Source organism: Cellulosimicrobium sp. RS, assembly GCF_046159675.1.
GTDB lineage: Bacteria > Actinomycetota > Actinomycetes > Actinomycetales > Cellulomonadaceae > Cellulosimicrobium > Cellulosimicrobium funkei.
Genome location: NZ_JBJXVU010000001.1, coordinates 310,793 through 334,866, shown reverse-complemented (window position 1 = coordinate 334,866; position 24,074 = coordinate 310,793). Strand labels below are relative to the sequence as shown.

21 protein-coding genes are annotated in these 24,074 nt (G+C 75.4%); 14 read left to right on the top strand and 7 right to left on the bottom strand.

What is annotated here, in order from left to right; all coding sequences use genetic code 11:
* Positions 1-2: 2 nt before the first annotated feature.
* The gene (locus ACI769_RS01450) at positions 3-1,286 is read right to left on the bottom strand and encodes a CpaF family protein (RefSeq protein ID WP_409141126.1); all 1,284 of its coding nucleotides are present in this window, start codon (positions 1,284-1,286) and stop codon (positions 3-5) included.
* A gap of 199 nt (positions 1,287-1,485) precedes the next feature.
* Between ACI769_RS01450 and ACI769_RS01445 the strand changes: the two genes are divergently transcribed.
* On the top strand, positions 1,486-2,709 hold the full coding sequence (locus ACI769_RS01445; protein ID WP_409141078.1) for a pyridoxal phosphate-dependent aminotransferase: 1,224 nt from the start codon (positions 1,486-1,488) through the stop codon (positions 2,707-2,709).
* A 6-nt stretch (positions 2,710-2,715) separates the two neighbouring features.
* On the opposite strand, the gene ACI769_RS01440 is transcribed toward ACI769_RS01445, so the two are convergent.
* Together ACI769_RS01440 and ACI769_RS01435 are read right to left on the bottom strand one after the other, a co-directional pair.
* Entirely contained in the window at positions 2,716-4,083 is a 1,368-nt protein-coding gene (locus ACI769_RS01440; RefSeq protein WP_409141077.1) for an LCP family protein, read from the bottom strand.
* A 79-nt stretch (positions 4,084-4,162) separates the two neighbouring features.
* The gene (locus tag ACI769_RS01435; RefSeq protein WP_085388240.1) at positions 4,163-5,398 is read right to left on the bottom strand and encodes a multidrug effflux MFS transporter; all 1,236 of its coding nucleotides are present in this window, start codon (positions 5,396-5,398) and stop codon (positions 4,163-4,165) included.
* Between the two features lie 164 nt (positions 5,399-5,562).
* Between ACI769_RS01435 and ACI769_RS01430 the strand changes: the two genes are divergently transcribed.
* Positions 5,563-6,330 (top strand): SOS response-associated peptidase, encoded by a 768-nt coding sequence (locus ACI769_RS01430; protein ID WP_043651325.1) that lies wholly within the window; start codon positions 5,563-5,565, stop codon positions 6,328-6,330.
* Positions 6,331-6,384: 54 nt separating this feature from the next.
* Here ACI769_RS01430 and ACI769_RS01425 read toward each other — a convergent pair whose 3' ends face one another.
* Together ACI769_RS01425 and ACI769_RS01420 are read right to left on the bottom strand one after the other, a co-directional pair.
* Positions 6,385-7,467, bottom strand: a complete 1,083-nt coding sequence (locus ACI769_RS01425) for an adenylate/guanylate cyclase domain-containing protein (protein WP_369824877.1) — start codon at positions 7,465-7,467, stop codon at positions 6,385-6,387.
* Between the two features lie 133 nt (positions 7,468-7,600).
* Positions 7,601-8,476 (bottom strand): biotin--[acetyl-CoA-carboxylase] ligase, encoded by an 876-nt coding sequence (locus tag ACI769_RS01420; protein WP_085388241.1) that lies wholly within the window; start codon positions 8,474-8,476, stop codon positions 7,601-7,603.
* Between the two features lie 154 nt (positions 8,477-8,630).
* Here ACI769_RS01420 and ACI769_RS01415 point away from each other — a divergent pair, with 154 nt between their 5' ends.
* The 8 genes from ACI769_RS01415 to ACI769_RS01380 all read left to right on the top strand — a co-directional run bounded on the left by ACI769_RS01415 (position 8,631) and on the right by ACI769_RS01380 (position 17,227).
* The gene (locus ACI769_RS01415; protein ID WP_409141076.1) at positions 8,631-10,262 is read left to right on the top strand and encodes an acyl-CoA carboxylase subunit beta; all 1,632 of its coding nucleotides are present in this window, start codon (positions 8,631-8,633) and stop codon (positions 10,260-10,262) included.
* Positions 10,263-10,323: 61 nt separating this feature from the next.
* On the top strand, positions 10,324-10,833 hold the full coding sequence (locus tag ACI769_RS01410) for a hypothetical protein (RefSeq protein WP_409141075.1): 510 nt from the start codon (positions 10,324-10,326) through the stop codon (positions 10,831-10,833).
* Positions 10,830-11,096 (top strand): acyl-CoA carboxylase epsilon subunit, encoded by a 267-nt coding sequence (locus ACI769_RS01405; RefSeq protein ID WP_409141074.1) that lies wholly within the window; start codon positions 10,830-10,832, stop codon positions 11,094-11,096. The genes ACI769_RS01410 and ACI769_RS01405 overlap by 4 nt, the downstream gene beginning before the upstream one ends.
* Positions 11,093-11,806, top strand: coding sequence for a hypothetical protein (locus tag ACI769_RS01400; protein WP_085388244.1), 714 nt, complete (start codon positions 11,093-11,095; stop codon positions 11,804-11,806). Before ACI769_RS01405 ends, ACI769_RS01400 begins: the two co-directional genes overlap by 4 nt.
* 10 nt (positions 11,807-11,816) lie before the next feature.
* Complete coding sequence (locus ACI769_RS01395) at positions 11,817-13,559, top strand: DUF885 domain-containing protein (RefSeq protein WP_051027485.1); 1,743 nt, start codon at positions 11,817-11,819, stop codon at positions 13,557-13,559.
* Between the two features lie 71 nt (positions 13,560-13,630).
* Entirely contained in the window at positions 13,631-14,551 is a 921-nt protein-coding gene (locus tag ACI769_RS01390; protein ID WP_043651312.1) for an AEC family transporter, read from the top strand.
* A gap of 35 nt (positions 14,552-14,586) precedes the next feature.
* A complete protein-coding gene (locus tag ACI769_RS01385) occupies positions 14,587-15,246 on the top strand; it encodes a nucleoside triphosphate pyrophosphatase (RefSeq protein WP_043651310.1) in 660 nt (219 codons plus the stop codon).
* A gap of 205 nt (positions 15,247-15,451) precedes the next feature.
* A complete protein-coding gene (locus tag ACI769_RS01380) occupies positions 15,452-17,227 on the top strand; it encodes a biotin carboxylase N-terminal domain-containing protein (RefSeq protein ID WP_076405403.1) in 1,776 nt (591 codons plus the stop codon).
* Positions 17,228-17,375: 148 nt separating this feature from the next.
* On the opposite strand, the gene ACI769_RS01375 is transcribed toward ACI769_RS01380, so the two are convergent.
* Positions 17,376-18,674: an MFS transporter gene (locus ACI769_RS01375; RefSeq protein ID WP_043651307.1), complete on the bottom strand. Its 1,299-nt coding sequence runs from the start codon at positions 18,672-18,674 to the stop codon at positions 17,376-17,378.
* Between the two features lie 108 nt (positions 18,675-18,782).
* Between ACI769_RS01375 and ACI769_RS01370 the strand changes: the two genes are divergently transcribed.
* From ACI769_RS01370 to ACI769_RS01355, 4 genes are all read left to right on the top strand, one after another.
* The gene (locus tag ACI769_RS01370) at positions 18,783-19,319 is read left to right on the top strand and encodes an NUDIX domain-containing protein (RefSeq protein WP_043651364.1); all 537 of its coding nucleotides are present in this window, start codon (positions 18,783-18,785) and stop codon (positions 19,317-19,319) included.
* A 91-nt stretch (positions 19,320-19,410) separates the two neighbouring features.
* Positions 19,411-21,426: an endonuclease/exonuclease/phosphatase family protein gene (locus ACI769_RS01365; protein ID WP_409141073.1), complete on the top strand. Its 2,016-nt coding sequence runs from the start codon at positions 19,411-19,413 to the stop codon at positions 21,424-21,426.
* A gap of 81 nt (positions 21,427-21,507) precedes the next feature.
* Positions 21,508-21,981 (top strand): hypothetical protein, encoded by a 474-nt coding sequence (locus ACI769_RS01360; protein WP_034653947.1) that lies wholly within the window; start codon positions 21,508-21,510, stop codon positions 21,979-21,981.
* A gap of 1 nt (position 21,982) precedes the next feature.
* The gene (locus ACI769_RS01355) at positions 21,983-22,564 is read left to right on the top strand and encodes a shikimate kinase (RefSeq protein ID WP_409141072.1); all 582 of its coding nucleotides are present in this window, start codon (positions 21,983-21,985) and stop codon (positions 22,562-22,564) included.
* A 33-nt stretch (positions 22,565-22,597) separates the two neighbouring features.
* Here ACI769_RS01355 and ACI769_RS01350 read toward each other — a convergent pair whose 3' ends face one another.
* The gene (locus ACI769_RS01350) at positions 22,598-24,061 is read right to left on the bottom strand and encodes an NAD(P)H-quinone dehydrogenase (RefSeq protein WP_061267658.1); all 1,464 of its coding nucleotides are present in this window, start codon (positions 24,059-24,061) and stop codon (positions 22,598-22,600) included.
* Between the last annotated feature and the right edge of the window lie 13 nt (positions 24,062-24,074).

Below are 24,074 nucleotides of genomic sequence, written 5' to 3'. Positions count from 1 at the left end.
GGTCAGCCCACCCTCGTCGGCGCGGCGCCGTCGAGCACGTCGGCACTGGCCGGGCCCGGCCGCAGGACCGCTGCCAGGTCGATGCCCGCGTGTGCGAAGCGCTCGGCACGCGGCGGGAAGCCCCCCGCCCGCACCAGCCGGTCGCCCGAACGCACGAAGATCTCCGCGGCCTCCACGACGCCCTGCTCGACGCGCCCCGTCACACCGAGGATCTCGCGCACGCCGCGGCGCCCGTCGGCGTCGACGCCCATGTGCACGACGAGATCGATCGCGGACGCGACCGTCGGCACCACGAAGCGGTCCGAGACGTTCTCGCCCGCGAGCAGGGGCAGCGTGCACATCTTGGTGATCGCCTCCCGGGCGGAGTTCGCGTGGATCGTGCACATCCCCGGGACCCCGGCGTTCAACGCGACGAGCAGGTCGAGGCTCTCCGCCTCGCGGACCTCGCCGATGACGATGCGGTCGGGGCGCATGCGCAGCGCCTCCTTGACCAGGCGCCGCAGGGGGATCTCCCCCGTGCCCTCGAGGCTCGGCTGCCGGCACTGGAGCGACACGACGTCGCGCACGGCGAAGCGCAGCTCGAACACCTCCTCGCACGTGACGACGCGCTGCGCGGGCGGGACCGACCCGGCGAGGGCGTTGAGCATCGTCGTCTTGCCCGCCTGCGTGGCTCCCGCGACGAGGATGTTCAGCCCGGCCCGCACGGACGCGTCGAGGAACGCGGCGGCCTGGGGCGGGAGCGCGCCGAGCCGGACCAGGTCGTCCAGGTGCGACGCCCGGACGACGTGCTTGCGGATGTTCACCGCCCACTCGCTGCGCGTGACGTCGGGGATGACGACGTGCAGCCGCTCCCCGCCGGGGAGGCACGCGTCGACGAACGGGCTCGACAGGTCGAGCCGCCGCCCGGACGACCGCAGCATCTGCTCCACGAGGTCGCGCACCTGCTGCGCCGTGAGGATCGTCGTCGTCAGCTCCGACGAGCCGCCGCGCGCCACGAACACCTGGGAGGGCGCGTTGATCCAGATCTCCTCGATCTCGGGGTCGTCGAGGTACGGCTGGAGCGGCCCGAGCCCGGCGACGGCGTCGACGACCGCGCGACCGGCGGCGGCGGGGTCGGCGAGCGGCGCGACGGCCCCGAGCGCGCTGCGCGTCTCGTAGTCCGCGACGACGTCGCGCACGAGCTGGTCGACGGCCGCGCGGTCGCGCGCGGGGTCCACCCCGCGCCGTCGGACGAGCTCGCGCACCTCGCCCTCGAGCACGCCGACGGCGTGCGTGTCCGTAGACATGTCGAGCATTCCCCCTGCTCCGTCGGCCGGCTGCCCCGCCGGTCGTCAACGATCTGCGCCAGAGAGTAGGGCATGGACGCGCCCCCGTGAACCGCCCCTGTGGACGAGGTCGCGGGCGCCCCGGAATCCCGCGCCGTCGAGGCAAGACCTCCCTCCCGGCGTCCCACATCGTGGTCGTCGCGACGGCTAGGGTCGGGCCATGACGGACCTCCCGCCCGGCCGCTGGCAGGCCGCCGCGCGCGCCACGGGCCTCCTGGGCGCCGACGGCGCGGTCGCGGCGACGATCTTCGCCGAGATGACGGCGCTCGCGCAGCGCACCTGGGCGATCAACCTCGGGCAGGGCTTCCCGGACGTCGACGGCCCGGCCGCGGTGAAGCACGCCGCGGTGCGCGCGATCGAGGACGGCCACAACCAGTACCCGCCGGGCCCGGGCATCCTCGAGCTGCGCAACGCCGTCGCGAGCCACCAGCTCCGCCACTACGGCCTGGACCCGGACCCGGAGACCGAGGTGCTCGTGACGACGGGCGCCACCGAGGCCCTCGCGGCGACGATCCTCGCGCTCGCCGGGCCGGGCGACGACGTCGTGACGCTGGAGCCGTTCTACGACTCCCACGCCGCGTGCATCGCGCTCGCGGGCGCGCGGCACGTCACGGTCCCCCTGCTCCCCGGCCCCGACCGCTTCCGGCTCGACGTGGACGCGCTGCGCGCCGCCGTCACCGACCGGACGCGCCTGATCGTCGTGAACTCGCCGCACAACCCGACGGGCACGGTACTCGACCTCGACGAGCTCGACGCGATCGCCGCCGTCGCGCGCCGGCACGACGTCGTGGTCGTCACGGACGAGGTGTACGAGCACCTGACGTTCGACGACGCCCGGCACGTGCCGATCGCGACCCTGCCGGGGATGCGGCAGCGGACGATCACGATCTCCTCGGCCGGCAAGACGTTCTCGTTCACGGGGTGGAAGGTGGGGTGGCTGCACGGCCCCGAGCCGCTCGTGACGGCGGTCCGCACGGTGAAGCAGTTCCTCACCTACACGTCGGGCGCGCCGTTCCAGCCCGCGATCGCCGACGCGCTCGCGGACGACGAGACCCCGCGCGCGCTCGCGGACTCGCTCGCCGCACGCCGCGACCTGCTGTGCGAGGGCCTGGTCCGCGCGGGGTTCGACGTCGTCGTGCCGCAGGGCACGTACTTCGTCATCGCCGACGGCGCCGCGCTCGGATTCGAGGACGGCACCGCGCTGTGCCGCGAGCTGCCCGCCCTCGCGGGCGTCGTGGCCGTCCCCGTGAGCGCGTTCTGCACCCCGGGGTCGACGACGGCGCGCGCGCTCGCGTCCCGCGTCCGGTTCACGTTCGTCAAGCGCGAGGACGTCCTGCACGAGGCGGTGCGGCGCCTGGCCGCGCTCGGCGCGTCGCGGCCCTGAGCGAGGTCAGGGGCACACGCCGTCGCGTGGCGCTTCCGTCGCGCCGTCGCCCGGGTCGGTCCCGGCACCGGGGTCCGTCGCGCCCGTGCCGGGGTCGACGGCTCCGGTCCCGGGGTCGGTGGTGCCCGGGTCCGTCCCCGCACCGGGGTCGGTCGCGCCGTCCGCGGGGGCCGTGGCGTCGTCGCGCGGGTCCGTGACGGGCTCGTGGCCGGGCGGGGGCGTGTCGTCGATCAGCCGCTGCCAGATCGCGTCGGCCTCCGCCGTCCACTCGACGCGGTTGCGGTCGCTCGCCGCGTCCACGACCGGGACCTGGGTGAAGACGACCTCGGAAGGCTTGATGGCCCGCAGGCTGAACGCCAGCCCGGCGAGCGCCGTCGGGTCCGCGATCGTGGGGTCCGCGCTGATGGAGCCGAGCACGGCCTCGATGACCCCGTAGAGCTGGGGCGAGTTGGTGATGATGTTCTGCGAGAGCAGCTCGCGCACCGCCGAGTCGATGAACGCCTGCTGCCGGGCGATGCGCGTGAGGTCGGAGCCCATCTCGAGGCCCATCCCCGTGCCATGACGCGCACGCAGGAAGCCGATCGCCTCGTGACCGTCGAGCGTGTGCTCGCCGGCGGGCAGGTCGAGGGTGCCGTACCGGGGATCCTCCTTGATCGGCTCCGGGAAGCACATCGTCACGCCGTCGATCGCGTCGACCACGCCGATGACCCCGGTCATCTTCACCACGACGTGGTTGGTGATGGGCACGCCCGTGAGGCTGTAGACCGACGAGATCGTGCAGCCGGCGGCCGCGTCCATGTCGTCGACGCCGCCCGACCCGATCTGGAACGCCTCGTTGAACATGGTGTTGCGCCGGGGCGAGGACATCGACCCGTCGGGCAGCTTGCACGCGGGCAGGTCGACGAGCGAGTCGCGCGGGATCGACACCACCTCCATGCGCGTGCGGTCGCCGGACACGTGCACGATGAACGTGGTGTCGGACCGCATGCCCTCCTCCTCGCCCGCGAGCGCGGCGTTCTCGGCGTCGCGGTAGTCCGTGCCCATGACGAGGATGTTGAGCGCCTTGCCCGCGAACGGGTCGGAGGGGTCCTTCGGTGGTTCCTCGGTCGGCATGCCGACCACGTACTCGGACACGTCGCTCACGGTGATCTTCGACTTGAGGTCGAGGTACACGGCTCCCGCGCCGACGGCGACGAAGACGAGCGCGCCGGTGAGGACGAGCCCGATCGCCCTCGCGACGCGGTGCGAACGGAGCGCGCGGGCGTGGTGCGGGCCCCCGGTGGGCTTGTCCGTCCCGCCCTCCCGGGAACGCGTCTCCTGCGTCGCGCGGGACCTCGCGCGTGCGGGCGGCGAGGCGGGGGCGGACTTCGGCACGGTCCGAGAGTAGAGGGTTGCGCGCGGAAACGTGCGCCGGACCGGCAGGAGGACGTGTGAAAGGGCGGCGAAGAACGGGTCAGACGGGCGTGTGCCAGCCTCCGCGGCGGAACGCGGGCGTGGCGAGCCCGAGCACGAGGATCGACGCGACGACCGCCCCGAGCATGACGGTGGACATCGCGACGGCGTCGCCGCCGAGGACGCCGACGAGCGGGCTCACGAGCCCGGCGACGCCGGCCTGGAACGCGCCGATGACCGCGGCGGCGGTGCCGGCGATCTCGCCGTGCCGGGTGAGCGCGAGCGCGGAGGCGTTCGCGGGAATGAGGCCCTGCATGGACAGGACGAGGAACAGCGCGGCGACGATCCCGACGATGCCGCCCGCCCCCGTCAGGGCGACCACGAGGAGGCCGACGGCGAACACGCCCTGCACCACGAGCGCCGTCCGGAGCAGCCGCACGGGCGCGACGCGGCGGACGAGCGCGGCGTTCGCCTGCGCCGACAGCACGAGCCCGATGCCGTTCACGGCGAACAGGAGCGCGAACTGCCCGTGGCTGAGCCCGTACCCCTCCTGCAGGACGAAGGGTGAGCCGACGACGTAGCTCATGAGCACGGCCTGCCCGAGACCGGGGAGCACGGCGAGCGCGACGAAGTGCCGGTCGCGCAGGAGGCCCGCGTACCCGCGCAGGACGGTGCGCGCTCCGGCGGGGCGACGACGCTCGAGCGGCAGGGACTCGGGCATGAAGAACAGGACGATCGCGCCGAGCACGACGCCGCCGAGCGCGAGGACCCAGAAGACCGCCCGCCAGGTGGCGTGCGCGCCGATGAACGAGCCGATGGAGGGCGCGAGGAGCGGCGCGAGCCCGATGACGAGCATGAGGCGCGACAGGACGCGCGCGGCCTCGGACCCGGTGAACCGGTCGCGGATGGCGGCGATCGCGACGACGGACGCGGACGCGTTGAAGAACCCCTGGAGCACGCGCAGGCCGACGAGGATGCCGATGTTGGGCGCGAACGCGCACAGGATCGACGTGACGACGTGCAGCGAGAGCCCGACGAGCACGGGCAGACGACGGCCGTAGCGGTCGGAGAGCGGCCCGATGACGAGCTGCCCGACGGCGCCGCCGAGAAGCATGCCGGACAGCGTGAGCTGCGCGAGGGAGTCGGGCGCACCGAGCTCGGCGCCCACCTCGGGCAGGAGCGGGAGGTACATGTCCACCGTGAGCGCGGGCAGCGTGGCGAGCGCGCCGAGGAGCAGGACCCAGCGGGCGGACGATCTCGGTCGGGGCACGGCGGGGTCGACCGAGGAGGGTGGCATGACTCCCATCGTAACGATTCGATCGCGTGCGGACCGGGCTCACGGGCGTGACCCTGCTCTCCCCCGGCGCAGGCCCGGCGTCACGCGCACAGCCCGGCGGCCCTCCCCGGGCGCCCGCCTACCGGCCCGACGCGAGCGTGGGTGGCGTGCGGCACCCTGGAGGCATGTGCGGACGCTATGCCTCCTTCCGGGACGCCCAGGACCTCGCGGACGAGTTCGCGATCGCCGACGTGGCCGACGACGCGCGCCTCCTCCCGCCGTCGTGGAACCTCGCGCCGACGGACCCGGTGCGGATCGTCGTCGAGCGCGCCGCGAAGGACACAGGCGAGGTGCGCCGCTCGCTGCGGCTCGCACGCTGGGGCCTCGTCCCGTCGTGGTCGAAGGACCCGAAGGGCGGCGCGCGCATGATCAACGCGCGCGCGGAGTCGATCCTCGACAAGCCGGCGTTCGCCAAGCCGTTCGGCGTGCGCCGGTGCCTCGTGCCCGCCGACGGCTACTACGAGTGGCGCGTCCTGCCCGACGGCGCGTCCCCCGCCGGGTCGGCGGGCGCGCCGGCGCGCCGGGGCAAGGTCCTCAAGCAGCCGTACTGGATCGCGCCCGGCGACGGGCGCAGCGCCGCGTTCGCGGGGCTCTACGAGTTCTGGCGCGACCGCACCAAGGCGGACGACGACCCGGACCGCTGGCTCGTCTCGACGACCATCATCACGACCGACGCGGCGCCCTACCTCGCCGAGATCCACGACCGCATGCCGCTCGCCCTGCCGTCCGACGCCTGGGACGCGTGGCTCGACCCGGCGGTCGACGCGCGGGGCGCCGCCGACCTCCTCGGGCTCGGCGGCCCGCACGACGACGTCCCCATGGTCGCGCGCGAGATCTCGACCCTGGTCAACTCGGTGACGAACGACGGCCCGGGGCTCCTCGAGGCCGTCTGACCGGCACGGGTCCTGCCGCGCGGACGTCGGCGGCCGCGCGCCCGGCGCAGCCGGTCAGCCGCGGTAGGCCCACTGGAGGCGCACGGGCTCGATCGTCCCGAGGCCCTGCACCTCCGTCTCGGGCTGCGCCGTGAGCGCGAACCGCTGGTCGCCGGCGAGCAGGCCCGCGGTCTCGCGGTCGACGAGCACCGTCGTCGGGTCGGCGATGTCGACGAGGCGCGCCGCGAGGTTGACGCTCGGGCCGAACACGTCGCCGAACCGGGACAGCACGCGGCCCCACACGAGGCTCACGCGCACGGGCGGCACGTCGACGTCCTCCTCGCGGCCGCCCGCCGCGGCCAGGCCGAGCGCGACGCGCGCACCGGTCGCGACGTCGTCGGCCACGTAGAGCACCGCGTCGCCGATCGTCTTGACGACGCGACCGCCCGCCGCGGTGATGACGTCGCGCGCGCTCGTCTCGAAGAGCTGCACGAACTCGGCGAGCTCGCTCGAGCCGAGGCCGCGCGTGCGCTGCGTGAAGGACACGATGTCCGCGAACCCGACCGCGCGCGGCAGCGGGAGCTCGTGCTCGTCGACCGCCGTCGCGCGGGCGTCGGAGAACTCGACCGCGAACCTGCCGGCGACGGCCGCGAGCTGGCGCCGCCACGCGTGCAGGAGCTGTTCCTCGAGGACGGGCGCGAGCTCGGGCAGCCGGTCGAGCACGAGCAGGCGCGCGCTCGTGTCGTCGAGGTCGAACCGCCGCGTGAGGTGCTCGACGAGCGCTTCGACCTGCCACAGCACGAGGCGCTCGGTCGTGTGCCCCGTCGAGCGGATGAGCGTCGTGAGCGCGCGCTGGTCGAGCTGCTCCTGCTCGGCGAACGCGAACACGTCCGCGAGCGCCTGCGCGTCGCGCTCGGTGAAGGCGTGCTCCTCGCCCTCGGTGAGCGGGAGGCCGAGCGCCTGCCAGTAGGCGCGGACGCGGTCCTCGTCGACGCCGGCCCGCTCGGCGAGCCGTTCGACGGTCAGGGTGCGGGGTCCGCCGAGGAGCGCCTCGTCGAGCACCGCCTCGGTCGCCTCGGCCTCGGTGGTCGGCGCGCCGTCCTCCGCGGTCGTCGCGGACGGTGCGGGGGCGAGCTCGTTCTCCGGGTCCACTGGCACCCGGCGATCCTATTCCTCGGCCGGGCTCGTCGACGTCGGCGGGCGCACGCGAGATCGGCACGCACGACCGCCGATCCGGCCGCGGACCGCCGATCTCGAGGGGCCGTCCGGGGGCGGGTCAGGCGTGGGCCGGTCAGTCGTGGGGGCGCAGGTGGTGCACGTCGCCGCTGTGGTGGACGGTCGTCGTGCCGTCGTCGAGGCGGACCTCGAGGCCGCCGTCGGGGGCGAGCCCGATCGCGAGCCCGACGACGTCCCCGCCCGCGACGCGCTCGACGCGCACGCGCGTGCCGAGCGTGGCGCTGACCTCGGCGCAGTCGGCGTCGAGCCCGGCGGCGTGCGCGTCGCCCCCGGCGTCCTGCCAGCGCGCGAGAACCTCGCCGAAGGCCTCGTGCAGCGCGACGAGCACGACCTCCCGGTCGGTGGTCGCGGCTCCGGCGAGGGCGAGCGACGTGGCGGTCGGGACGGGCAGCTCGTCGCGCCGCTGTGCGACGTTGAGGCCGACGCCGACGACGACCCCGCCGTCGGGCAGCACCTCGGCGAGGATGCCGGCGACCTTGCGCAGCGGTGCGGGCTCGCCCGCGCCGGGGTCGGGGACGAGGACGTCGTTGGGCCACTTGACGACGGCCTCGACGCCGGCGGTGGCGCGCAGCGCGCGGGCGGTCGCGAGCCCGGCGAGCAGCGGGAGCCAGCTCAGGGCCTCGCGCGGCACGTCGGGCCGCAGCAGGAGGGAGCCGAGCAGGGCGGTGCGGGGCGGCGTCGTCCACGAGCGGCCGAGCCGGCCGCGGCCCCCGGGCTGGTGCTCGGCGACGAGGAGCGCGGGGGCGGGCCACGCCGCCGGGTCGTGCGCGACGGCGGCCGCGAGCTCCGCGTTGGTGGACGCGGACTCGGGCACGACCTCGAGCCGGGCGAGCGGACCGGCGGGCGCCACGAGCAGCTCGCGCAGGAAGTCGGCCCGCAGCGGGGGTCGCTCGTCGCCGGACGGGGTCTCGGGGTCGCGCGCGGTCGCCATGCCCGCCATCCTCGCGCACGGCGCGGGCGCCGCACGAGGCGGGGACCGGCCGACCGGCGACCGGCGGAGTTGTGGGGACCCACCAACACCGGCCCCCGCGGTGCTGGCGGCGGCCGCATCGAGTGGGTGCGATCCTCCAACTAGGCTCGGGTGCGTGACGGACTCTGCGACGACCTCGCCCGCGACGACCGAGAGCGCCGACGCGCCCCGCCTCACCGGGACCGCGGCGAAGCTCGCCGACCTCGACCGCCGTCGCGCGGAGGCGGTCGGGCTGCCCGAGGAGGCGGCGCGGACCAAGCAGCACGCGCGCGGCAAGAAGACGGCCCGCGAGCGCATCGACGCGCTCCTCGACGAGGGGAGCTTCGTCGAGCTCGACGCGTTCGCGAAGCACCGCTCCCACAACTTCGGCCTGGAGAAGAAGCGGCTGGCGGGCGACGGCGTCGTCGTCGGGCACGGCACGATCGACGGCCGCCAGGTGTGCGTGTACTCGCAGGACTTCACGGTGTTCGGCGGGAGCCTCGGCGAGGTCCACGGGCAGAAGATCACCAAGGTGCAGGACCTCGCGCTGCGGACCGGGGTGCCGCTCATCGGCATCTCCGACGGCGGCGGGGCGCGCATCCAGGAGGGCGTCGCGGCGCTCACGCAGTTCGCGGAGATCTTCCGCCGCAACGTCGCGTCGTCGGGCGTGATCCCGCAGATCTCGCTCATCCTCGGCCCGAGCGCGGGCGGCGCGGTGTACTCCCCCGCCCTCACGGACTTCATCGTCATGGCCGACAAGACGTCGAACATGTTCATCACCGGGCCGGACGTGATCCGCGCGGTGACGGGCGAGGACGTGGGCTTCGAGGAGCTCGGCGGCGGCCTGACGCACAACGAGAAGTCCGGTGTCGCGCACTACCTGGGCAGCGACGAGGACGACGCGATCGACTACGTGCGCCACCTCGTGTCGTACCTGCCGCAGAACAACCTCTCGGACGCGCCGTCGTTCCTGCCCGACGACGTCGAGCTCGCGGTCACGGAGGAGGACGAGGTGCTCGACGCGCTCGTCCCGGACTCGGACTCGCAGCCGTACGACATGCGCACGGTGATCGAGCACGTGCTCGACGAGGGCGCGTTCCTCGAGGTGCAGCCGCTGTTCGCCAAGAACGTGCTGGTCGGGTTCGGGCACGTGGAGGGCCAGTCGGTCGGCGTCGTCGCGAACCAGCCGCTCGCCATGGCGGGCACGCTCGACATCGACGCGGCCGAGAAGGCGGCGCGGTTCGTGCGCACGTGCGACGCGTTCAACATCCCCGTGCTCACGCTCGTGGACGTCCCGGGCTTCCTGCCGGGCGTCGACCAGGAGCACCAGGGCATCATCCGCCGCGGCGCGAAGCTCATCTACGCCTACGCGGAGGCCACGGTCCCGCTCGTCACGGTCATCACGCGCAAGGCGTACGGCGGCGCCTACATCGTCATGGGGTCCAAGCAGCTCGGCGCGGACGTCAACCTCGCGTGGCCGACGGCGCAGGTCGCGGTCATGGGTGCGGGCGGCGCGGTGAACATCCTGCAGCGCGCGGCGCTCAAGCGGACGGCCGACGCGGGCGACGACGTCGAGGCGGAGCGCGCGCGCCTCGTCGCGGAGTACGAGGACGCGATCGTCAACCCGTGGGACGCCGCGGAGCGCGGCTACGTGGACGCCGTGATCCGCCCGTCCGAGACGCGCGTGCAGGTGGTGCGCGCGCTGCGGGCCCTGCGGACCAAGCGCGCGAGCCTGCCGCCCAAGAAGCACGGCAACATCCCCCTGTGAGCGCCGCGGACCGCACGCACCCGACGACCCGCCGCGCGAGCGGCCCGAGAGAAGGACGGTCATGAGCCACGAGGACGCCACGCACGGCCCCGCGCCGCTCGGCGCGGTCGACCCGGCACCGATGCACGCCGCGGTCGACGCGCTCGCCGCGGCGCTGCACGAGTACGTCGGCACCGCCGTGGGGGTGCGCGCCGAGTTCGGGGCGTCGGAGGCGGACGAGGACCCGCGCGTCCTCGCGCTCGAGGCGCGCGTCGGCGCGCTCAACGCCCAGCTCTTCGACGTGCTGCACGAGGCGCTCGGCATCCACCCCGACCTCACGTCGTCCGTGTGGGAGCCGACGGAGGGCGAGGAGGCCGACGACGCGGACGCCGCCCCGGCGGACCTGGAGGACGACACGTTCACCCTGGAGTACGTCGTCGTCTCGCACCCCGGCGGCCCGGACCTGGACGACGTCGTCGGGCTGCTGGACTCGTGGGGCCACGAGGCGCACGCGCGCCTCACCGAGGCGGGCTACGACGTCCCCGAGTGGGGCGTCGGCCGCGGCACGGACGAGCCCGAGGACGACGCGTGAGCGAGCAGCAGCCGGTGCCCGGCGCCCCGAGCGTGCGCGTCGTGCGCGGCGCCCCGGACGATCTCGAGGTCGCCGCGCTCGTGGCCGGGCTCGCCGCGGCGGCCGCGGCCGGCGACGTGCCCGACGACGTCGCGCCCGTGGACGAGTGGACCAACCGCGCGCGCGTGCTGCGCGGGACGGGCGACGGCGCGACGGCGAAGAGCTTCGGCGGGCGCGCGGGCCGGCACAACGCCGACTCCTGGCGCTGGAGCCTGCGCTCGTGACGACGGCCGGCCCCTCCCCGCGCGTGCGGCGGCTGCCCGAGCGGGCGGTGCTCGTGGAGCAGGCTCCGACGGCCGACGCCGTCGAGGCCGACCCGACGGCGCTGCCGCCGGTCGCGCCCGTCGCCGCGTGGCGACGCTGGGCCTGGGCGGTCGCCTTCGTGCCGACGGTCGCGCTCCTCGTCTACCAGCGCGCGGGCGCGGCGCGCGGCTGGCCCGTGCCGGAGGCGCTCGTCGTCGTCGCCACCCTCGGCCTGCTGCTGACGGCCGTGCTCGCGCTCGTGCGCTACCTGGACGACCGCGCCGCCGCGCGCCTCGCGCGCGGTCGCGACGCGCTGCTCGCCGCCCCCGTCCGGGCCACGGGCACGCTCACCGTGCCTGCGCCGGCCACCGACGCCCCGCAGCCCGGTGCGCACGACGTGCGCGGGACGCTCGTCGTCACGACGGGATCGGGCGTGGCGACGGCACGGCCGGTGCGCGTCGTCGTGCCCGCGGGCACGGCGGCCCCGCGCCCGGGTGACCCGGTCGCCGTCTGGCACGCGGCCGACGACGAGGACGCGACCGGCGTGCTGCTCGTCCGCTACCAGCGCGACTGGGCCGACGACCTGCTCGCCGCGCTGCGCGGGGGCGTCCCGGCCGCGGACGACGGGGCACACCCGGGCTGGCCGGACGAGCCGGAAGATCGCACGGAGCCCCCGCCCCGCGCCGAGTAGTCTCGTCCGGGTGAGCGACACCACCACTACCCCCGCCGGCGCCTCCGCCGGGACCCCCGACCGCACCCCCACGCCGATCGACGCCGTCGCCGAGGCGTACGTCACGCGGGTCGCCGAGCTCGACCCGCTGGCCGCCACCTCGATGGGCCTGTCCGGCTACGACCACCTCGTCACCGACCTGTCCCCCGCCGGGCACGAGGCGCGCGCCGAGGCCGACCGCGCGGTGCTGCGCGAGCTCGACGGCCTCGAGCCGGTCGACGACGTCGACCGCGTCACCCTCGCGGCGATGCGCGAGCGCATCGGCCTGCAGCTCGAGCTGCACGAGGCGGGCGAGCCGCTCGCGAGCCTCAACAACATCGCGTCGCCCGTGCAGGAGCTGCGCGACGTCTTCGACATCATGCCAACGGGCACCGTCGAGGCGTGGGAGAACATCGCGGCCCGCCTCAACGGCCTTCCCGGCGCGATCGACGGCTACATGGCGTCGCTCGCGGAGGCGGCCTCGCGCGGCAACGTCGCCGCGATCCGCCAGGTGCGGATCGGCGTGGCGCAGTCGCGCGAGCTCGCCGACCCGCAGGGCTCCTTCTTCACGACCTTCGTCTCGGGCCCCGAGGCCGACGCCGTCCTCGACGACTCCTCGGCGTGCTCGCTCGTGCGCAAGGAGCTCGAGCACGGCGCCGCCGCCGCGCGCGAGGCGTACGGCCGGCTCGCGGACTTCCTCGAGACGACCCTCGCCCCGCAGGCCCGCGCCGAGGACGCCGTCGGCCGCGAGCGGTACGCCCTCTTCTCGCGCACGTTCCTCGGTGCCGAGGTCGACCTCGACGAGACGTACGCGTGGGGTCTGGAGGAGCTCGCGCGCGTCGTCGCGGAGCAGGAGGAGATCGCGCGCCGCATCGCCGGTCCCGGCGCGAGCGTCGAGGACGCGGTCGCGGCGCTGGACGCCGACCCGAGCCGCAAGCTGCTCGGCAAGGACGCCCTCAAGGCCTGGATGCAGGAGACGTCGGACGCCGCGGTCACCGCGCTGAACGGCGTCCACTTCGACATCCCCGCACCGGTGCTCGACCTCGAGTGCATGATCGCGCCGACGCAGACCGGCGGGATCTACTACACCCCGCCGAGCGACGACTTCTCCCGCCCGGGCCGCATGTGGTGGTCCGTCCCCGCGGACGTCACCGAGTTCAACACGTGGCGCGAGAAGACGACCGTCTACCACGAGGGCGTCCCCGGCCACCACCTGCAGTGCGGCCAGGCCGTCTACGCGCGCGCGACGCTCAACACGTGGCGCCGCCTCGCGTGCTGGGTCTCGGGCCACGGCGAGGGCTGGGCCCTGTACGCGGAGCGCCTCATGGCGGACCTCGGGTTCCTCGACGACGACGGCGACCGCCTCGGCATGCTCGACGCGCAGCGCATGCGTGCCGCGCGCGTCGTGCTCGACATCGGCGTGCACCTCGGGCTCCCCGCGCCGCAGGAGTGGGGCGGCGGCACGTGGGACGCCGACAAGGCGCTCGCGTTCCTGCGCGCCAACGTCAACATGCCCGACTCGTTCGTGCGGTTCGAGCTCGACCGCTACCTCGGCTGGCCGGGGCAGGCGCCGTCGTACAAGGTCGGGCAGCGTCTGTGGGAGGCCACGCGCGACGACGCGCGCGCCGCGGCGCAGTCGCGCGGCGAGCAGTTCGACGCGAAGGCGTTCCACGAGCGTGCGCTCAACCTCGGCTCGGTGGGCCTCGACGTGCTGCGCGCCGCGCTCTCGTCGTGACCCCCGCGCACGACCGGCCCGGGACGGCGGCGCGCCGTCCCGGGCCGGCCGGCGTCCGGGCGTCCTGACCCGTGGGCGCCGTCCTCACCGGCTTCGCCGTCATCGCCGTCGTCGTGGCCGCCGGGTACGTCACCGCGCGCCTGGGCATCGGGGGCCCCGACGCGCGGACGGCGCTCAACCGTGTCGGGTTCTTCGTCGCGAGCCCGGCGCTGCTGTTCACCGTCCTCGCCCGGGCCGACGTCGGCGCGCTGTTCCAGGCGCCCCTCGCGGTGGCCGCGACGTCCGCCGTCGTCACGGCCGGCGTGTTCGTCGTCGTCGACCGGCTCTGGCTGCGGCTGCCCGCCCCCGAGGCGACGGTCGGCGCCGTCGGCTCCGGCTACGTGAACGCGAACAACATCGGCCTGCCCGTCGCGGTCTACGTGCTGGGCGACGCGACGGCCGTCGTGCCGGTGATCCTGCTCCAGCTCCTCGTGCTCGCGCCCGTCACGCTGCTCGTGCTCGACGTGACGACGAGCGGACGGGCGTCGTGGCGGCTCGTCCTCGCCCAGCCCGTGCGCAACCCGATCATCCTCGGGTCGCTCGCGGGCGCCGTCGTCTCCGTGAGCGGCTGGACGCCGCCGGTCGCGGTCATGGCCCCGCTCGACATCCTCGGCGGGGCCGCGATCCCCATGATCCTGCTCGCGTTCGGCATGTCGCTGCACGGCACGCGCCCGCTGCGGCGCGGAGAGCCGCGCGCGGCCGTGGGCGTCGCGAGCGCCGCCAAGCTCGTCGTCATGCCGGTGGTCGCGTTCGTCGTCGCCCGGCTCGTGCTCGGGCTCGACGACGCGGCCGTCGCCTCGGCGGTGACGCTCGCCGCGCTGCCCACCGCGCAGAACGTCTACAACTACGCGGCGCGGTTCGGGCGCGGCGAGATCCTCGCGCGCGACACGATCCTCGTCACGACGGTCGGCTCGCCCGTCGTGCTCCTCGTCGCCGCGCTGCTCCTCGCGTAGCCGGGGCAGCGAGGCGCGCCGGGTAGTCTGCGCGGGTGCTCCGACTGCTCCTCGCCTCCCGCTCCCCCGCCCGCCTCGCGACGCTCCGCGCGGCCGGCGTCGACCCGCTCGTGCGCGTGTCCGGGGTCGACGAGGACGCCGTGCTGCGCGACGCCGCCGCGGAGCGCGGCGGGCTCGCGCCCGTCGAGGCCGTGCTGGTGCTCGCGCGCGCCAAGGCGGAGGAGGTCGTGCGCACGCTCGACCCGGCCGCCGCAGGGACGCCGGAGGACGACGCCGCGCTGCTCGTCGGGTGCGACTCGATGCTCGAGCTCGACGGCGAGGTGCTCGGCAAGCCCGCCGACGCGGACGACGCGCGCGCCCGCTGGCGCGCCATGCGCGGCCGCGCCGGCGTCCTGCACACCGGGCACTGGCTCGTGGACCTGCGCCCGGCCGACGCCGGGGGGACGGGCGCCGCCGTCGGCGCGACGAGCTCGACCGTCGTGCACTTCGCCGACCTCGCCGACGACGAGATCGACGCGTACGTCGCCACCGGCGAGCCGCTCCACGTGGCCGGCGCCTTCACGGTCGACGGCCTCGGCGGCCCGTACGTCGAGCGGATCGAGGGCGACCACCACGGCGTCGTCGGGATCAGCCTGCCGCTCGTGCGGTCGCTCCTGCGCGAGGTCGGCGTGGCCTGGCACGCGCTGCGCGCCTGACGCGCTGCGCGGCGCCCGTTGTCGAGGCCGGACAACGCCGCGCACCTCTCGGAGCCCAGGGACGGGCCGCTATGGAGGTTTCCGACAACCGCCCTCGGCGCGGCTTGGTTTGTTCTCCAATCTTGTCCGGTACCGCGCGCAGGAGCGTGAACCGCGCCGTGCGCACGCGTTACCGTGAGCCGTGCCCGCGAACCCCACCCGCCCCCTGAGCAAGGTCCTCGTCGCCAACCGTGGCGAGATCGCCGTCCGGATCGTGCGCGCGTGCGCCGACGCCGGCATCGCGTCCGTCGCGGTCTACGCCGACCCCGACCGCCAGGCCCTGCACGTGCACCTCGCCGACGAGGCGTTCGCGCTCGGCGGCACGCGCGCGGCCGAGACCTACCTCGACATCGCGAAGCTCCTCGACGTCGCGCGCCGCTCCGGCGCCGACGCCGTGCACCCCGGGTACGGCTTCCTCGCCGAGAACGCCGAGTTCGCGCAGGCCGTGCTCGACGCCGGGCTCGTCTGGATCGGCCCGCCGCCCGCCGCGATCGACGCGCTCGGCGACAAGGTCAGCGCCCGCCACATCGCGCACCGTGCGGGCGCCCCCCTCGTGCCCGGCACGCCCGACCCGGTCGCCGACGCGAGCGAGGTCCACGCGTTCGCGGCCGAGCACGGGCTGCCCATCGCGATCAAGGCGGCGTTCGGCGGCGGCGGCCGCGGCCTCAAGGTCGCACGCACCACCGACGAGATCGACGAGCTCTACGAGTCCGCCGTCCGCGAGGCGACCGCGGCGTTCGGGCGCGGCGAGTGCTTCGTCGAGCGGTACCTCGACACCCCCCGGCACGTCGAGACCCAGTGCCTGGCCGACGAGCACGGCACGGTCGTCGTCGTGTCCACGCGCGACTGCTCGCTCCAGCGTCGCCACCAGAAGCTCGTCGAGGAGGCGCCCGCGCCGTTCCTCAGCGCCGCGCAGGAGGCCGAGCTGTACAAGGCGTCCGAGGCCATCCTCCGGGAGGCCGGGTACGTGGGCGCCGGGACGTGCGAGTTCCTCGTCGGCGCCGACGGCACCATCTCCTTCCTCGAGGTCAACACCCGCCTGCAGGTCGAGCACCCCGTCTCCGAGGAGGTCACCGGCATCGACCTCGTGCGCGAGCAGCTGCGCATCGCCGCCGGGGAGCCGCTCGGGTACACCTCCACGCAGGTGCGCGGCCACTCGATCGAGTTCCGCATCAACGGCGAGGACCCGGCGGCCAACTTCCTCCCCGCCCCGGGGCGCATCACGCGCCTGCGCTTCCCGTCCGGACCGGGCGTGCGCGTCGACTCCGGCGTCGTCGAGGGCGACACCATCTCCGGCGCGTTCGACTCGATGATCGCCAAGCTCGTCGTCACCGGCGCCACGCGCGAGCAGGCCGTCCAGCGCGCCCGCCGCGCCCTGCGCGAGCTCGAGGTCGAGGGCATCCCGACCGTCGTCCCGTTCCACCGGGCCGTGCTCGACGCCGAGGCGTTCGTCCCCACCGACGACGAGCCGTTCCGCGTGCACACCCGGTGGATCGAGACCGAGTTCGCCGACCGGCTCGCCACGCTCGCGCCCGCTCCCGCGGCGCCCGCGGACGAGGACGACGAGCCGCTCGCGACCGAGCGCGTCGTCGTCGAGGTCGGCGGCAAGCGGCTCGAGGTCGTGCTGCCCGCCGGGCTCGGCATGGCCGCCGGGCGTGCCCGCACCGCCAACGCCGCCCGACGCCCCGCGCGTCGCAGCGCCGCGAAGTCCAACGGCGGCGGCTCGGGCACGACGCTCGCCTCGCCCATGCAGGGCACCATCGTCAAGGTCGCCGTGGCCGACGGCACCCAGGTCGCCGAGGGCGACCTCGTCGTCGTGCTCGAGGCGATGAAGATGGAGCAGCCCCTCCTCGCCCACCGCGCCGGCACCGTCCGTTCGCTCTCGGCGACCGCGGGCGCGAGCGTCAGCTCGGGCACCGCCATCTGCGAGATCGTCGACTGACCTGCGCGTCCCACCCCGGCGACCGGCCGGGGTCGGCACGAGCGTCCCGAGATCGGCACCTCCGACCGAGCTCGGCACCCGAGGTCGAGATCGGTAGCACCGACTGCCGTTCCCGACCGCGGGTGCCGAGCTCGCCGTCTGCCTGCCGTCAGCCGGGCTGGGCGGCGGCGCGCATCGCCCGCCGTCCCGAGGGCAGCGCGACGGCGACGGTCACGACGACGAACATGAGGACGCCGGAGACCACGAGCAGCGACTCGACGGAGAAGCGGTCCGCGAGCGGGCCGAACACGACCATGCCGAGCGGCATCGAGACGGCCATGACGATGCCGACGAACCCGAACACCCGGCCCTGGCGCTCCGGCTCGACGGTCTCCTGGAGCACGGTCATCGACGTCGTGGAGAAGGGCGGCACGGAGAGCCCGAGCAGGAACATGAAGGCGAAGAACACCCACATGTTCGTCGAGACGCCCATCGCGACCGACAGCAGGCCGAAGACGAACGTCGAGCCGACGATCATCGCGATCCGGTTCTTGAGGCCGCCCCACGTCGCGAGCAGCACGCCCCCGAGGAGCATCCCGACGGAGAACGCGACCTCGTTGACAGTGAGCTTCCAGACCTCCTCGCCGAAGGTGCGCGCGACCATGAGCGGCGTGAGGTACGACGGCGCGACGATGAGCAGGAACACGACGGCGTAGAGGCCCAGCACCCACCGGACGAACGGGTGCGACCCGAGGTAGCGGAACCCTTCGACGAGGTCGTCGAAGTACCCCGCACGCTCGCCCGCGGCGGCGCGCGCGAGGGTCGGGACGGGCACGAGCAGGAGGAGCCCGATCCCGACCACGGCGGTGACGACGTCGACGAAGAACACGGCGACCAGGGACAGGCTCGCGTACAGGGCGGCGGCGACCGCGGGCGCGAGGAGCATCATCGCGGACTGGATCGACTGGTTGATGCCGTTGACCCGCAGGAGCCTGCTCGTGGGCACGATCTGCGGGAGCAGCGCCGCGACGGCCGGGGTCTGGACGCCGGCGCCCGTCGAGCGGACCGCGAGCGCGGCGTAGATGAGCCAGAGGTCGTCGGCCCCGCCGAGCATGAGGAGCGCGAGCGCCAGCGTCGTCACGGCGATCGTGGCGTCGGCGGCGATGACGAGCACCTTGCGGTTCACCCGGTCCGCCCACACGCCTCCGAAGATCGAGACGACGGCCTGCGGCAGGAACCCGAACAGCGTGCTCAGCGCGAGCACCGAGCCGGACTTGGTCTCGATCGTCAGGTGCCACATGACGGCGTACTGGACGAGCATCGAGCCGAACAGGGACACCGTCTGCCCCGACAGGAACACCGCCGTGTCCCGGCGCCACCGGGGCCGGGCGAGCGCGTCGTCCTCGACGGGACGGTCGACAGCGTCCGCGGGCGCGGCGTCGGTGTTCTCGTACGGCGTATGGCTCACCCGGACATCGTGCCGGGCGCCACCCACACGGTCCACGGAATTCGCCGACGGCGCACCGCCGCGCGCGGCGGGGCACGGCACCGGGCTGGCAGCATGGGGCTCGTGACGATCCCGACCGCCCCCCGCGACCCCGACGAGCCGCCGACCCGGCTCCCCCGCCACCTCCAGCCCGGCGACGGCTGGGTCGAGTGCGCGTGCGGACGCCGGCACTGGGGGCTGTTCGGGGCGGCCGGGCTGCTGCTCGCCCGGCGCGACGGCGCCGGGCGGCCGACCGACGTCGTGCTCCAGCACCGGGCCCCGTGGTCCGACCAGGGCGGGACGTGGGGCGTGCCGGGGGGCGCCGTCGGGCCGGACGAGACCGCCGCGCAGGGAGCCCTGCGCGAGGCGGAGGAGGAGGCGGGGATCGACCCCGCGGCCGTGCGCGTCGTGGGCGAGCGCGTGCTCGACCACGGCCCGTGGCGGTACACGACGGTCCTCGCGGAGGTCGTGGACGGCACACCGGTCGAGCCGCGTGCGACCGACGCCGAGAGCATCGAGGTCCGGTGGGTCCCGGTCGACGACGTCGCGGGCCTCGACCTCCTCCCGGCCTTCGCGGACGCCTGGCCGGGGCTGCGTGCCCTGCTGGAGGGCCCGCCCGAGGATTGAGGGCCCGGGCGCCGTCCCGAGCACCGACCCCGCCCGCCCGGACACCGGCCGCCCTGTGCCGCGCGGGCCCGGGGCGGTAGCGTCACACCTCGTGAACCCCGCGCCGGCCCCCGTCGTCCCGCGCGACCGCGCCGACCTCGCCCTCCTGCTCCTCGTCGTCACCGTCACGGCGACGGTGGTCGAGCTCGTGCGGTCGAGCGGCCCGCTGCTCGACCACGCGTTCTCCGCGGGGGTCGTCACCGTGGCCCTGACGGCCCTCGCGACGTACGCGGCGCCGGGGCTGCTCGTCGCGATGATCGCCGCGCGGCTCGAGCTCACCGGCCGCGTCGTGCTGCTCGCCGTCTCCGCGCTCGTCGTGGCGCGGCTCGTGCTCCAGGGGCTCGGCACGGCGATCGCCTCGGGCGCGGACCTCGGGCTCGTCCGGTACGGCGTGGGCCTGGCGACCGTCGCGCTCGGGATTGGCGTGCTCGTCCTCGTGGCGGGGTTCGCGAGCGGCGTCCGCGCGGGCGCTGCCGACGGCCTCGCACGGGGCCGCCTCGTGGCCCTGGGCGTCGTGCTCGGCGCCCTCCTCGCCGCGGCGCTGAGCGCGGTCCTGGGCACGTGGGACGCCTACTGGCGGGCCGACGTCGGCGCGTGGGTCGTGACGGCCGCCGTCACGGGGGCGGCGCTCGCCTGCGCGTGGGTGCTGCGCGGGCGCGACGCCCTGCCGGGGTCGCGCGGGCTGTGGGTGCTCGGCCCGTTCGTCGCGCTCGCCGTGCAGGTGCTGGTCAACCCGGCGTTCGCGGCGGCGCAGACGGGGGTCGCGCTCCCGTTCGCGGTCGCCGGGCTCGCCGTCGCCGCGCTGCTCACGGCCTGGGCCGTCCCGCGCCCCGCGCGGTCCGGTCCCGGTGCGGTGTGGCTCCCGCCCGCGGTGCTCGTGGTGGGCGTCGCCGTCGTCCTCCTCGCCGTCCCCCGCCTCGACGGGCCGGGCGCGTGGGGCTGGGTGCTGCTCGCCCTGCTCGTGCTGCTGGTCCCGGTCGCGGGGCGCTCGCTCGCCCTCGCGCTGACCCGCCCGGCCCTGCCGCTCACGTGGCTCCGGCTCGCCGGCGCCGCGAGCGCCGCGGGTCTCGGCGTCGCGGTCCCGCTCCTGGGTTACCAGCTCGAGTACGACGTGTCGCTGCCGTTCCCCCACACCCTGCTGCCCGTCGCGGCCGCGCTCGCGGTGGCCGTCCCCGCCGTGGTCGCGGGGAGGCGTGCGCACCGCGATGCGCCGACCCCGGACGACGAGCGGCCCGCCCCTCGGCAGCGCGGGCCGCTCGCGCTCGCTCTCGGGGGCGCGGTCGCGCTGCTCGCGCTCGTCGGCGTCACCCAGGTCCACGTGCCGACGACGACGTCCGCCGTCGCCGACTACCCGGTGGGCGACCTCCGGCTGCTGGACTGGAACCTGCACTACGGCGTGAGCGCCGACCCGTCGGTCCGGCTCGACGAGATGGCGGCGACGATCACGGAGTCCGGGGCCGACGTCGTGACGCTCCAGGAGGTGTCCCGCGGCTGGGTGCTCGGCGGCGGCGCCGACATGGCGACGTACCTCGCGCGCGCCACGGGCATGCGGGTCGTCTTCGCGCCCGCGGCCGACCGCCAGTTCGGCAACGCGATCCTCTGGGACCCGCTGCGGGGCGAGCTCACCGACGTCGTGCGCCACTCACTCCCCTACGGCGCCGGTCCCCAGGAGCGCTCGGCCGTCTCCGCCACGGTCGACGCCGCGGGCGTCCCGGTGCGCGTCACGTCGGTGCACGTGCAGCACCGGGAGGAGAACACCCCGACCCGCCTCGACCAGCTCGACGCTCTCCTCGCCGCCGAGCCGGCCGAGGACGCGTACGTCCTGGCGGGCGACCTCAACGCGGAGCCCGGCTGGGACGAGATCGCCCTCCTCGAGGACGCCGGTCTCGAGAGCGGGCAGGACGTCGCGGGCGATCCCGCGGCGCTCACGTCGCCCGCCGAGGCTCCGGCGCACCGCATCGACTGGGTCCTCGGCTCCCCCGCGGTGACGTTCCGGTCGGTCGAGGTCCTCGACGTCACGACGTCCGACCACCGCCCGCTGCTCGCCGAGCTCCGCGCGCAGGACTGAGACCCGTCCCGGCCACCTCGGCCCGGGATCCCGGCGCCCGCGGCCCGACCCGAGCGCGGGGCGGCGGGTTAGGGTCGACGGGTGCGCATCGAGCTGACCGTGACCGAAGCCGTCGAGATCGCCCGTGCGACGGGCGGCCTGCCGCCGTACGTGCGGTCGGTCGCGAGCGAGGGCGACGACGTGCGGGTCGTCGTCGACCTGCGCGAGGTGCCCGACCCGCCGTCGGCCCTCCGGCTCGCGGCCCGGCTCGTCCCGGTCGTCCGCGCGACGCTGCGCGTGGAGTCCGTCGTCGCGGGCACCGCGGTGCTCGCGGTCGAGGCGAGCGCGGCCGGCCTGCCCGCCCACAAGCTTCTCGGCTTCGTCGAGGCGCCGCTGCAGGGCGCGCTGCGCTCGCACGGCCTGCCGCCGGAGGCCGTGCGCGTGCTGCCCGAGGCGCGCGTCGCGGTCGACGTGCAGGCGCTCCTGGGCGGCGTGCTCGAGCACACGTTCCCCGGCTTCCAGCTCACCGAGCTCGCCTGGTCGGACGGGAGCCTGCGTCTCGACGGACGGCTCTGACGTGCCGGGTGCTCGTCCCCCGGCGCCCGTCCTCGTCCTGCTCGGTCCCGCGGCGACCGGCAAGTCGACGCTCGGCGCGCTCGTCGCGCAGCGGCTCGGGGTGCCGTTCGTCGACCTCGACGCCGTGGCCGACCGCTACTACCCCGAGGTCGGCTGGAGCGTCGAGCGCCTCGTCGAGCGCGTCGGCGTGGTGGGCCGCGTGGCGGCCGAGCGCGAGTGGGAGCCGGCCCGCGCGCACGCGACGGAGCGCGCGGTCGCGGAGCACCCGGGCTCGGTGCTGGCGCTCGGCGCGGGGCACGCGTCGTACACCGACCCCGCGCAGCTCGCCCGCGTCCGCGCCGCGCTCGCGTCCGTCCCGCACGTCGTCCTCGTGCTGCCGAGCACCGACCGCGAGCACGCGCTCGGCGTGCTGCGTGCCCGTTCCCTCGCCGCCAAGGGCACCGACTGGCGACCCGCGGGGCACGACTTCCTCGCCGAGTGGTTCGACGACCCGGGGACGCGGAGCCTCGCGCACCGCACGCTCGTCACGGGCACCGAGGACCCCGCCGCGAGCGCCCGCCGGCTGGCCGCCGCGCTCGGCTGAGGCGCCGCGCCCGCCGGGACCGCCTGCGGGTGCTCAGTCCTCCCGGTGGTGCAGCATGCGCGCCACCTCGGCGATCGAGCCGCTGAGCGACGGGTAGACGGTGAAGGCCGACGCGACGTCGTCGACCGTGAGGCGGTGCGAGACCGCGAGCGTGATGGGGAACACGAGCTCGCTCGCGCGCGGCGCGACGACCACGCCGCCCAGCACGACCCCCGCCTCCGGGTGGGCGAACAGCTTGACGAAGCCGTCGCGCATCCCGAGCATCTTGGCGCGCGGGTTGCGCGCGAGCGGCAGGACCGTCGTGACGTACTTGCTGCTCTGCGCCTTGAGCTGCTCCTCGCTGTACCCGACGGTCGCGATCTCGGGCGCCGTGAAGATGTTCGCCGCGACGGTGCGCAGCTTGATCGGCACGACGGCGTCGCCGAGCGCGTGCGACATGGCGACGCGGCCCTGCATCGCCGCGACGGACGCGAGGGGCAGCACGCCGGTGCAGTCGCCCGCGGCGTAGATCCCGCGCACCGACGTGCGCGACACCTTGTCGACCTCGACGTGCCCGCTGGGCGTGAGCCGGACCCCGGCCTCCTCGAGGCCGATGCCGCTCGTCGAGGGGATCGCGCCGACGGCGATGAGCACGTGCGAGCCCTCGACGACGCGGCCGTCGGAGAGCGTGACGCGCACGCCGTCCTCGGTGCGCTCGGCGGACTCGGCGCGCGAGCGGGACATGACCGTCATGCCGCGCGAGCGGAACACGCCCTCGAGCAGCTCGGCGGCGTCGGCGTCCTCGCCGGGGAGCACGCGGTCGCGGCTCGACACGAGCACGACGTCCGAGCCCAGCGCGTTGTACGCGCCCGCGAACTCGGCGCCGGTGACGCCCGACCCCACGACGACGAGCCGCTCCGGGAGCTCGGAGAGGTTGTAGAGCTGCGTCCACGTGAGGATGCGCTCGCCGTCGGGCTGCGCGGTCGGGAGCACGCGTGGCGTCGCGCCGAGCGCGAGCAGGATGACGTCCGCGTCGAGCACGAGCGGGCCGTCGGTGCCGTCGGGCGCGTCGACCACGACGCGCTCGGGGCCGTCGAGCCGGCCCTCGCCGATGACGACGCGCACGCCCTCGCGCTCGAGCCGCGCGTGGATGTCGGCGGACTGCGCCGCCGCGAGCGCCATGACGCGCGTGTTCACGGCCTCGAGGTCGACGATGTGCCGCCGCATCGCGGGGTGCTGCGCCTTGGCCGTGTCGACGGGGAGGCGGATGCCGAGCTCGGCGGCGCGCTCGGCGATCGTCATCCAGTCGGCGGTGGCGATGAGCGTCTTCGAGGGGACGACGTCCGTCAGGACGGCCGCGCCGCCGAGCCCGTGGCGCTCGACGACGGTGACGTCGGCGCCGAGGCGACGGGCGACGAGGGCGGCCTCGTAGCCGCCGGGCCCACCCCCCACGACGACGATGCGGGTGCTGTCCGGGGCGGTCGAGGAGTCCATGCTCACGTGCGTCACGCCGGACATTCTGTCAGGCCGT

Excerpts from the sequence above, each read along its gene's own strand:
- ACI769_RS01450 (WP_409141126.1), bottom strand. The coding sequence starts at position 1,286 with ATGTCTACGGACACGCACGCCGTCGGCGTGCTCGAGGGCGAGGTGCGC.
- ACI769_RS01445 (WP_409141078.1), top strand. The coding sequence starts at position 1,486 with ATGACGGACCTCCCGCCCGGCCGCTGGCAGGCCGCCGCGCGCGCCACG.
- ACI769_RS01435 (WP_085388240.1), bottom strand. The coding sequence starts at position 5,398 with ATGCCACCCTCCTCGGTCGACCCCGCCGTGCCCCGACCGAGATCGTCC.
- ACI769_RS01430 (WP_043651325.1), top strand. The coding sequence starts at position 5,563 with ATGTGCGGACGCTATGCCTCCTTCCGGGACGCCCAGGACCTCGCGGAC.
- ACI769_RS01420 (WP_085388241.1), bottom strand. The coding sequence starts at position 8,476 with ATGGCGACCGCGCGCGACCCCGAGACCCCGTCCGGCGACGAGCGACCC.
- ACI769_RS01410 (WP_409141075.1), top strand. The coding sequence starts at position 10,324 with ATGAGCCACGAGGACGCCACGCACGGCCCCGCGCCGCTCGGCGCGGTC.
- ACI769_RS01350 (WP_061267658.1), bottom strand. The coding sequence starts at position 24,061 with ATGTCCGGCGTGACGCACGTGAGCATGGACTCCTCGACCGCCCCGGAC.